Annotated in this window: 11 protein-coding genes; 2 read left to right on the top strand and 9 right to left on the bottom strand. The window is 37.3% G+C overall.

All coding sequences use genetic code 11. From position 1 onward, the window contains the following. Window positions 1-186 precede the first annotated feature (186 nt). The 7 genes from CK510_RS20380 to CK510_RS20350 all read right to left on the bottom strand — a co-directional run bounded on the left by CK510_RS20380 (window position 187) and on the right by CK510_RS20350 (window position 5333). Window positions 187-858: a response regulator gene (locus CK510_RS20380; RefSeq protein ID WP_095723445.1), complete on the bottom strand. Its 672-nt coding sequence runs from the start codon at window positions 856-858 to the stop codon at window positions 187-189. A gap of 285 nt (window positions 859-1143) precedes the next feature. Next, window positions 1144-1809 carry a DUF6753 family protein gene (locus CK510_RS20375; protein WP_095723444.1) on the bottom strand — a complete coding sequence of 222 codons (666 nt, stop codon included), beginning with the start codon at window positions 1807-1809 and terminating at the stop codon, window positions 1144-1146. Further along, window positions 1799-2197 carry a hypothetical protein gene (locus CK510_RS20370; RefSeq protein WP_095723443.1) on the bottom strand — a complete coding sequence of 133 codons (399 nt, stop codon included), beginning with the start codon at window positions 2195-2197 and terminating at the stop codon, window positions 1799-1801. Before CK510_RS20370 ends, CK510_RS20375 begins: the two co-directional genes overlap by 11 nt. A gap of 3 nt (window positions 2198-2200) precedes the next feature. Then, the gene (locus CK510_RS20365; RefSeq protein ID WP_095723442.1) at window positions 2201-2710 is read right to left on the bottom strand and encodes a hypothetical protein; all 510 of its coding nucleotides are present in this window, start codon (window positions 2708-2710) and stop codon (window positions 2201-2203) included. Between the two features lie 293 nt (window positions 2711-3003). Beyond that, window positions 3004-3738, bottom strand: a complete 735-nt coding sequence (locus CK510_RS20360; protein ID WP_095723441.1) for a P-loop NTPase family protein — start codon at window positions 3736-3738, stop codon at window positions 3004-3006. Between the two features lie 4 nt (window positions 3739-3742). Beyond that, window positions 3743-4201: a hypothetical protein gene (locus CK510_RS20355; protein ID WP_095723440.1), complete on the bottom strand. Its 459-nt coding sequence runs from the start codon at window positions 4199-4201 to the stop codon at window positions 3743-3745. Beyond that, window positions 4194-5333 carry a ParM/StbA family protein gene (locus CK510_RS20350; RefSeq protein ID WP_095723439.1) on the bottom strand — a complete coding sequence of 380 codons (1140 nt, stop codon included), beginning with the start codon at window positions 5331-5333 and terminating at the stop codon, window positions 4194-4196. The genes CK510_RS20355 and CK510_RS20350 overlap by 8 nt, the downstream gene beginning before the upstream one ends. Before the next feature lie 469 nt (window positions 5334-5802). Here CK510_RS20350 and CK510_RS20345 point away from each other — a divergent pair, with 469 nt between their 5' ends. Beyond that, a complete protein-coding gene (locus CK510_RS20345; RefSeq protein WP_095723438.1) occupies window positions 5803-6189 on the top strand; it encodes a hypothetical protein in 387 nt (128 codons plus the stop codon). After that, window positions 6173-7087, top strand: a complete 915-nt coding sequence (locus CK510_RS20340) for a relaxase/mobilization nuclease domain-containing protein (RefSeq protein WP_095723437.1) — start codon at window positions 6173-6175, stop codon at window positions 7085-7087. The genes CK510_RS20345 and CK510_RS20340 overlap by 17 nt, the downstream gene beginning before the upstream one ends. A 76-nt stretch (window positions 7088-7163) precedes the next feature. Here CK510_RS20340 and CK510_RS20335 read toward each other — a convergent pair whose 3' ends face one another. Together CK510_RS20335 and CK510_RS31905 are read right to left on the bottom strand one after the other, a co-directional pair. Continuing rightward, a complete protein-coding gene (locus CK510_RS20335) occupies window positions 7164-8177 on the bottom strand; it encodes a ParB N-terminal domain-containing protein (RefSeq protein WP_095723436.1) in 1014 nt (337 codons plus the stop codon). Window positions 8178-8185: 8 nt separating this feature from the next. Continuing rightward, window positions 8186-8413, bottom strand: coding sequence for a hypothetical protein (locus CK510_RS31905; RefSeq protein WP_158224932.1), 228 nt, complete (start codon window positions 8411-8413; stop codon window positions 8186-8188). Window positions 8414-9154: the final 741 nt, after the last annotated feature.

The following is a 9154-nucleotide window of genomic DNA, read 5'->3' as shown; positions in this document are numbered from 1 at the left end:
CATTTTAAATTGATTGTATATCTCGCTACAGATTTTTGTGATTTCCTTTTATTGAAAGAAACTTTGTGATTTACTGAATTTATATTTCTCAGTTCAAGTTCTAGGTTTGCAGCATCAAATCCTTATAGTGCAAAGCTTATAGCTAATTTAGATGACTCCAGGTTTGCACTATGAAAATCACTTTCATTAATCCGACAATCCATAACGCAAAGCATGAACCGCAGCTTGAGTACGGTCACCTGCACCAACTTTCATGAGAATATTATGAATGTGGGATTTAACGGTTCCAACTGTGATGTAAAGTTTACTTGCAATCTCGGCATTTCTATTCCCATCAACAACCAACTGTAATATCTCCAATTCCCTCTGGGTCAAAACATAAAAGTCCAGCATATCTTCATCGATGCCATCAAGGTTTGATATTGATCGAGAACTTCGTTTCGCTTGTTCGAGGATAATATGTGCAATTTTTGGGTCAATCCAAGTATTACCACGATATGTTAGATGTATCACTTCGATAAGTTTCTCAAATCCAATATCCTTCATGCAGTATGAATCAGCACCCACAGCAAATGCTCTCAACACAGTTTCCTTGCGATCGCACAAAGTTAAGATTATAACTTTCATCTCTGGATTACTTTGTTTGATTTCCCGCGTTATTTGAATTCCATCTTTACCGGGTAAACCGATATCAATAATCGCAATATCTGGTTGTAATTTATTTAATAGATGTAATCCATTTATTCCATTAACTGCATCTCCCACAATTAAAATTGTCTCATCTTGCTTGATGCTGGTTCTAATACCAAGAAGAGAAAGTTCATGGTCTTCAATTACTACTACACGAATTTTCTCCATCTTTTGAAAGTGAAATGGATTATTTTCTGTCTCTGTCACAATGTTGTAAAAATTTTTTGGGCGGTTAAGATTTAGTTCTGTCATAATTTTCACCGAAATTAGATAAGGAACACAAGAATTAAGGCAGAAGGCAGAAGGCAGGAGGCAGAAGAAAGAAGGAAAAGGTAGTTTTCAATTTAAGTTAAAGCTTGAATTTATCTTGCTGGTATTAAGCAATTTACTCAGAATAAATACGACCTTCTTAGTCTCCTATTTACTGATTTATTCCTTTTCTTCATGGCTTCATTAAGGTGGTTTAACTCTTAACAAACAATAGTCACTTTTACGAGTAATATTTTGCCTTTTAGCTTTGATAACCACAGCTATTTGTTCGGAATTATTGGTACAGTTTAAATTACTCCAACTCTCAGAATTCCAAGTCATAATATTTCGTGCTAACTTGCCGCGATCGCTTTTTACCCAACGCAAGTTTTCTACTTCCTGGACTGTTAGTAATCTTGGTTCTCCTGGTGCATATCCCCCATCTAAAAAAACGGGAACAGATAACCCAGTTAAAGTTCCAAATCCAATTGCTGCCAACAATAATCCTATCGCTGGTAACATTATCCTCAAGCGACTTCTTTCTTTCGATTCGCAATTCTGAATCAATCTATCGACCATCTTCCTAATTTCCACTTCTTGACCACTTACAGCAGTGCGTTTTGCTTTCTCCAAATGGTCATAAATTGCATCTGACCAACGTTTAAATAGGTTATCTAGCTCGTTGGGTTTATCCTCCAGCAATACTTGAAGTTGACCAGTTGACAGCATAATCAGGAATAAAGGGTCACTTGTAGATAACCCGTGTTCGACTGCGATCGCTAAAACTCGTCTTTGAAAATCTGCATCTTTTCCCTCAAGTAAACGATTCAAATAACTTTCATTTTTCGCTTTTCGCAAACTATGCACCATATTCGATTCCTAATTGTTGCTTAGTTCTATTTTTCTCAATTTCATTAGCTGTGTTTTCTTGTTCACTTATATTTCGCATTCGTCGATAATCTTCTGTATCTAATTGACTCAAAATCATCTCAATTTTGAGAGCATCAGTATCATTCAATCCTTGAATAATGTCAGCATCGAAAGTTGCGATAAAAATAGTATGCTCATCTTCCGAGTCACGCAATACAAAATAACTTTCTTCTGGATGTATTGTGACATTTCCAAAAGGTACAAAGACGAACTCATTAATATTTTGCTTTTCGTACTCAGCGAGAACTCTTTCAGTTAATTGCATTTGAGCAAGTGATAACTCTTCTTCCTCTAATTTTGGTGCTGATTCGCGTTGGAAATAGTTCATGATTTATGTGAGATTTATTTCTTGCTGTTCGTCAACTATTTGATTACTATGAATCTCAATTTCTTGTTCTGGTTCTAAAACGAATAATTCTTCAACAGAAGAACGTAATATTAAATCCCTTAATGCATCGATATTGGCAGAAGTAATATATAACTCCTCTACTATTTTAGTCACATATTTTTCATTCGGAACATCTGAATCACTATCTTTATTACTATTGGAATCATCAGAATCCTTCATGGTCTGGAATATATTTAAGGTCGTTTCTTCGCGTAAATACGATATTTCCCACACATATTCAGGGCTAAAAACTTGGTCAAATATTTGATTTTGAGTCGTGTATGTCAAACTTGGCTCTAAACTTCGGTAGGATGATAAACTCCAATCACCTTCATGATTAATATGTCCACAAACTAACGCATCTGCTGATGCATGGGCAAGGAACCATTCTTTCTCAATTCCTAAATTTAATAATTCCCTATCAGATGTAGCGAGAATATATAGCCTTCCCATATATTTCTCTTCATCACTAATTATCACATCACCATTAAAAGCTTTCGTAACCGTTCACGGGGGTGATTAAATCGTTCCAAACCGTTTACCAACATATCTTTGGGGCTAAAAAACTGAGAATAAAGATTCTCGATAAAAGCCTTAAAATACTACCTTATTGATACTAATGGAAAAGCGATCGCTTTGAAACAGCTTTAAAACCGTACCGATACCCCCGTGAACGGTTACAAGCTTTCTCTGTTGAATATAAGGGATTAAGTTTATATTGCATAAAGTAAGCATTGTCCTTCTATTTATGATTTGACAACATCTTTTTTCTTTGGTTGCTTTTCCTTTATCCACAATTGAGTATTTTCAATCTCTTGATGTGACTCTTCTAAAAAAGTGGATAGTCTTTGTTGTGATATTATAGGCATTGTTTCTTCTATTTCTGATGCGTCGAATCGAAGCTTTTTAGAGTCGATAAAATATCTGTCTCCAGGGTATAGCAAGGGAAAGTCAATTATTTTTAGTGTATTTTTGAACTTATTAGTAATGTCTTTGTAAGTTGTATCATCATTTAAAAAACTCCAATCATCTGTTTTGCCAAGATTTCTAACAAAAACATGCAGCATTTTATCTTTGTACAAATTAATTGATTGATAAAACAAATCAATTGATTCAAAACCTCCATCACAAACAAACCACTTACAAATATCCACACCATATTTATCTGCAACTTCCAGCAATTTACCCCTCGATATCCAATTATTCACCCTTGGAAATATATTGGCAGGAAGGTTAACAATAACTGGCGTTTTTCTCGCTAATTCAAAAATTATGTCAGCGCGATCGCCCTTATTTACAGCTTCGCTAAACTCGGCATTAACAGCATAATCGTAAAAGCGCTTGACATCTTGGTTCGTCGTATCTGAATCAACTAAAGTATGTTCCAGTTTTTTATCGATCGCATACTGCACCATCACACGAACAAACAGCGACTTGCCCACACCACCTTTTTCCCCATCAATTAAATGTATTCTCGCCATATTTTTAGTCGAAACTTTCGCTATCTGTTGTCATTCCCGCTAAGTTCCATATTTGTGGGTCATAGTTATCTAATTCTTCGTAGGTATTTGGTAGTGGTAATTGAGTATCGGAAATTAATTGTTTTTCTGGTTGGGAATGACTTATTTCGGATAATCCAAATGTGGAACACAATATCTGACCAACAGCAGTTGGGTCAATTTTTATCGCGATACATACACATCGAATGTGATTCGCGATCGCATTCACTCCATCTAGAAATATCAACTCCAAGTCTTCGCGAGAACAACTACCTTCGTTGTACAGTGCTAGAGGCATATAATAAGCATTTAGAGCAGTCATTATCATCATTGTTTTATCTTGAAATGGATGTAACCTTTGGTTTTGAATGAAACTAAGCATTTTCGCCTTGTCTGAGTTAATTGGTGGCTGATAACGCCATGCAAAATCTTTCTTTTTACCCATTTGACGTTACCTCAGACGCATTCTGTAACTTAATTCCTGCCCTTACTTTGATACTGTGATATACAGACAATGCCCATACATCAGCCAGACGACTACCCAGCCATTTTTCATTTAAGTTGGATGGAATTTCTACGCTCCCATGCCAAACTATAGGCGTTATTGGAAACACAGTATCTAATTCTTCCCGAAGGTAATCTGCCGTACCACCACAGATAATCACCTCGTCCAATTCGTTGCTTGATGGCAATACTTCCTTTAGCCAGTTTGTTAGTGCGATCGCATATTCTGCTCTAGAAGAATGTACTGCAAGTATGACTTTCTCAATTTCAGCATCCTGATGGTTGCTGGAGTTACAAAGATGATGAAAATGTTGGGGTTTGGGTTCGTTGCCTGCGTTGGCGATCGCTTTAATTAATTCTTCGGTAGATAATCCAGACGTGCGATCGATGACTAAATCCACCATCTTCACCATCCCTAAGTTGGCAGTTTTCCCACGATTCAAAATACCTCGCCGCGATATCATTACTGAGGCATTACGATACCCCAACATGACAAGAGCAATAACTTTGCGTCGAATTGCCTCCCCTGTGTTTTTACAATACATTGCATAGATTCCACCACCCTCTGGAAAGCACTCGTAACCAATTAAATTGGCATTCACTTTTCCTGTTGGTGAATCAAATTCAGCTAAAGCATCCCTGAGAATCGGTTTCAACAATGCCGAATCTTCAAACTCTCCTGGTGGCAACAGTAGCGCTAGAGAAATGTCGAAGGATTCGGTCAACTTGAATTTTTGTTTGATTACCCATACCGCAGCCAGGGTTTTATACAATCCTAGTTCGTACTTACGTGGCTTTAATCCAGATGTGGCGCTGTATGTACTCCGTGCCAAGTATCCCACTGCTCGATAATCTTCACCAATTCCCACCCAAGCTGTGTTTTCGGGATAGGCATTACCCAAGTTGCGGGTTTGGAATGCCAGAGAGATTTTGCTTGCTTCGATAACAGAGGGTTCCATCCAAATAGCTATTGGCTTGCCACCTCGGATTTGTGCGATCGCTTTTGTTCCACTTCCACCAAAGTCGATAGTTAGAGTCACTTCGGGATACGCTTGCCTGTTTAATCTAACCATAGGTAATTGTTTCTGGGTTGCATCTATCGTCAGGTTAACAATGGGAGTACTTCGTCAGATATACCAAAAGTCAATATTCTTTCTATCACTATTGACGTAACTCTATTTGTAGGGATTTGATTGGGTAAAATTATTTACCATCTAGCTAATGCATGATTTTTCCTACTTTGCTCCTACTACGTATTTGTGCGCGGGTTTTCGCTTGTTGCGTGTTTTTCGGGGGAAGCCAGCAGTGATGGTATCTGTATTTACTTTTTGAGGAAATATTTACTTAAGAAAGGCAGAGAGCAGAAGGAATAAAATACATTTTGCCTTCTGCCTTCTCATATGTAGTTTCTAACAATCGAGGGGAATTTAATTGATGAGTTTAATGCAAACTATAATATCAATTCATCACATATCACTATTGATAGTTGTCATCTAATCTAAAAACTTGCCAAACTGGGAAATATTACACTAATTGCGTAAAATGCCAGCCAAACAGAAACACCATACAGTGAGATTTGATATGTTGCTAACTCCCGAACTTTCGGAGCATTGGCAAGCATTAGCTGACTCTTTGAATATCAGTAAAGCAGAATTAATCAGACGTAGAATGGCAGGATGTCACATCAAAACAATCTCTCAAGTTAACTGGAAATACTACTGGCAGTTGTTAAAAATCAGCGAAGATATCAATCAAATTGTCAAAGCTCAAAATACTGCCATATCTCAAGGTTTAACTCCAGAAAAAATTGACCATATTCCTTTTGAAGAATTAAGAACAGAGATTTCCCAACTGCGCTTGCATCTGCTGTTAGGAAACAAAGAAGCAAGAAAAAATGACCTAGAAAACAACGATGATTGGAAAGATTAAAAAAGGTAAAAGCTTTGCTGGACTTACCAAATACCTCCTTGAAAAAGAAGAAGCTGAATTAATTTGCACAAACCTCGCAGGAGAAACATCTCAAGATTTTTACCAACAACTTTCGGCAACGCGATTGCTCAATCCCAGAGTGACATCCCCCGTCAGTCACATCAGCATCAGTTTTCCTCCAAGTGAAAAACCAAACCAAGAACAACTTCAAGAAATTGTAGAAGGAACACTCACATGGATGGGATTTGAGAAGAATTTGTATTTTGCAGCATCCCACAGGGATCGCAATCATTTCCACCTCCACATTGCAGCCAGTCGCATCAATATTGATGGGGAATGTGTTTCCGATTGGTACGATAAACGGCGCTTGGAAAAGGTTTTAAGAAGTTTAGAATCCCAATTTGATTTAACTTCTGTACCATGCTCTTGGGAGGTTGACAGAACAGCACCAACCACTGGACAAAAGCGACGGATGATGAGGGAGAAGCAAGAATTTGAAATGGGAATACGGGATAAAGAAGCAGAAAAAAGTGCTGTTGAGAAAATCCAGGATGCAATAGAAAATGCAATCGAACCAGGAATAAAAATTGTACAATTTATTGACAATTTAAAAGTCGCTGGTGTTGAAACATCCTTAAAAGTCAGTGATGAAGGCATAATCCAAGGTATCTCCTATTCCATAGATGGTGTTGCATTCCAGGGACGGAAGTTAGGTCGAAATAGCAAAGCTTGTACGATTGAAGGATTGGAAATGCGAGGTGTTAATTTTGAGATGGAAAGTGAAACTTCGACATTCACTCAATATGCAGATAAAGATAAAAAGCAAACTGAGGAAATATTGGAAATTACACCAAATCCTCTCCAAAAACAGAAAAAATCCCAAATCGAACTGGATTGAATTTACTCAAGGAAGAGGGAAGAAAAGTTTCCTAAATTTTAAAGAAAAATTCCTTCTTCCTCCTCCTTTCATTCATTTAATACTCACCTTCCAGAAAAGTCAGTAACCGCTCCTGTCTTTGTGTCAAACTTGACGGGTTTTTAACCTTTCCCAGTACTTCCAAAACTGCGGTATAGGTAGCTTCGTAATCTGAATGAACTTTGTTGGCTAAACATCTTAAGCGATCGCAATTCCTGGAAGCTGCATTTTCTTCCACACCATAAGTTCTCTCCAAATTCTCAGGTTTAACAGTTTCAAAATCGACTTTCCAAGTTTTGATACCGCAACTATGGAGATTTATTTGATAAACAATGCACCAGCATCCAGAAAACGGCTTTAAATCGGGGTCAGCTTTAGGAGTAATTCGACACACCTCCCCAACAAAATGCGGATTAGGCACAGGCTTTTTATCCTTGATTTGCTGAACTATATCAGATTTGTTTTGTTTCATACTGAGTAATTTTTGTGCTACTTCTTGACCTTCTTCATCTGCAACTTTGGCAAGTGATAAAACATCCTTTTTGGTTAATCCACTATTGCGAGCCAGAATAGAATGCTTGACTTCATCACCAAGCGATTGCTCCAAGGTGTCCAATGCTTCCGTAAACAGTGCATCGTTACGAATTGTTCTATCGGTAACTTTGTACTGTTCTGCCAAACTTTTCGCTGCATCCACCGAACGGAAATAATTTCCGTTCGGTGAATTCTGTTTGAGATTGCCTGTGCGATCGCCCTTCAAATTGAGATACCGCTTACCTCGCAGGTAACTTGCGACTTCCGGTGTAATGTTGCGTCGTCCCAGTTGGTGATTGGCTATCCAGCAAATAGCTGCTTCCCTATCTCCAATCTCAATCTCGACAATTTTGTAAGGAATTTGTTCTCTAGTGCATATCTCATAACGGTTATGCCCATCGAGTAAAATATTTTCACCCTGCCAGACAATTAATGGATCGAGACAGCCAAATTCCTTCAAATTTGCTTCCAGTTGTAATTTTTCTTCAGACGACAGAGGAGGAATCAAATTTTTAAATTCAGAATCGATTTGAAGCATTTCCTGACCTACATCAGAGAATCTGTTAAATATTCATCGAGATATTCTTGCCCAATTCTGGAGAGAGAATTGCCCTTACCAGATTCATTCAAATATTTCCAAAAAACTACAGCTACCGACAGGGGAATCATATCCGTGACAGAGCGATTCGGCATTTGCACTTTAATTGGTCGAATTTTCATCTTCCGCATAAATTCTTTAGCCGTATGGAGTGTTTTTTTTACAGATATTGCCATTTGACGAATTGTAATTACAATCTCTCCATCGATCAATTTGTAGGCAATAACTCTAAAGAATTTTCGCCTGATTTTTATGCGTTCGATGCTTTTTAGGCAAATGCCATTTTTTGGAACTTTCTTTGAGAACAGCCCATTATGCTTTGTCATTTTTTACTTTGCGAATAATCCACTACTCATTTTTAATGGCAGTAGAAAATCGCCCTCCGCGCTAAAGGGAACAACTTCAATTTTGATAAGAAAGAAAGTAGATGCAGTGGAATAAAAAGAATACTGGAACTTTCTATTCGCTCGATGATTTTACGAAAATTGGAACGAATAAATTGGGTATTTCCATCCATGATAGGTGATAAAAACCACTAAAATCAAATGCGAACGGCTCATTATTTCCCGCAACCTTAATATTAATGGGTTTGTCTTTATACAATCTTTATATAAATTTGTTAAATATTTGATTCTTGTTTAATCTATGTCTTTAGTCGTATTTTTGAAAATTCTATATAAATAGAAAAATAGGACATTTCACTACTATTTTCCGTCGTAAATAGAGCAAGTTCATAAATACTAATCGATAGCAACATCCGACTCTAAATTCTTACAGCCAGAGAAAAAAATTGAAAATTGAGGTAATTTTGATGGCAGCATAAATGTATTGCAGATGAGGAAAATTTGCTCAATCCCTGATGGGTAGGTTGTTTTCTCTCAATATCGGTCAATGATTAATACATCACTGTATAATCA

This window comes from Brunnivagina elsteri CCALA 953 (assembly GCF_002289455.1).
GTDB classification, from domain to species: domain Bacteria; phylum Cyanobacteriota; class Cyanobacteriia; order Cyanobacteriales; family Nostocaceae; genus Brunnivagina; species Brunnivagina elsteri.
This window is presented reverse-complemented; position numbering and strand designations above follow the sequence as displayed.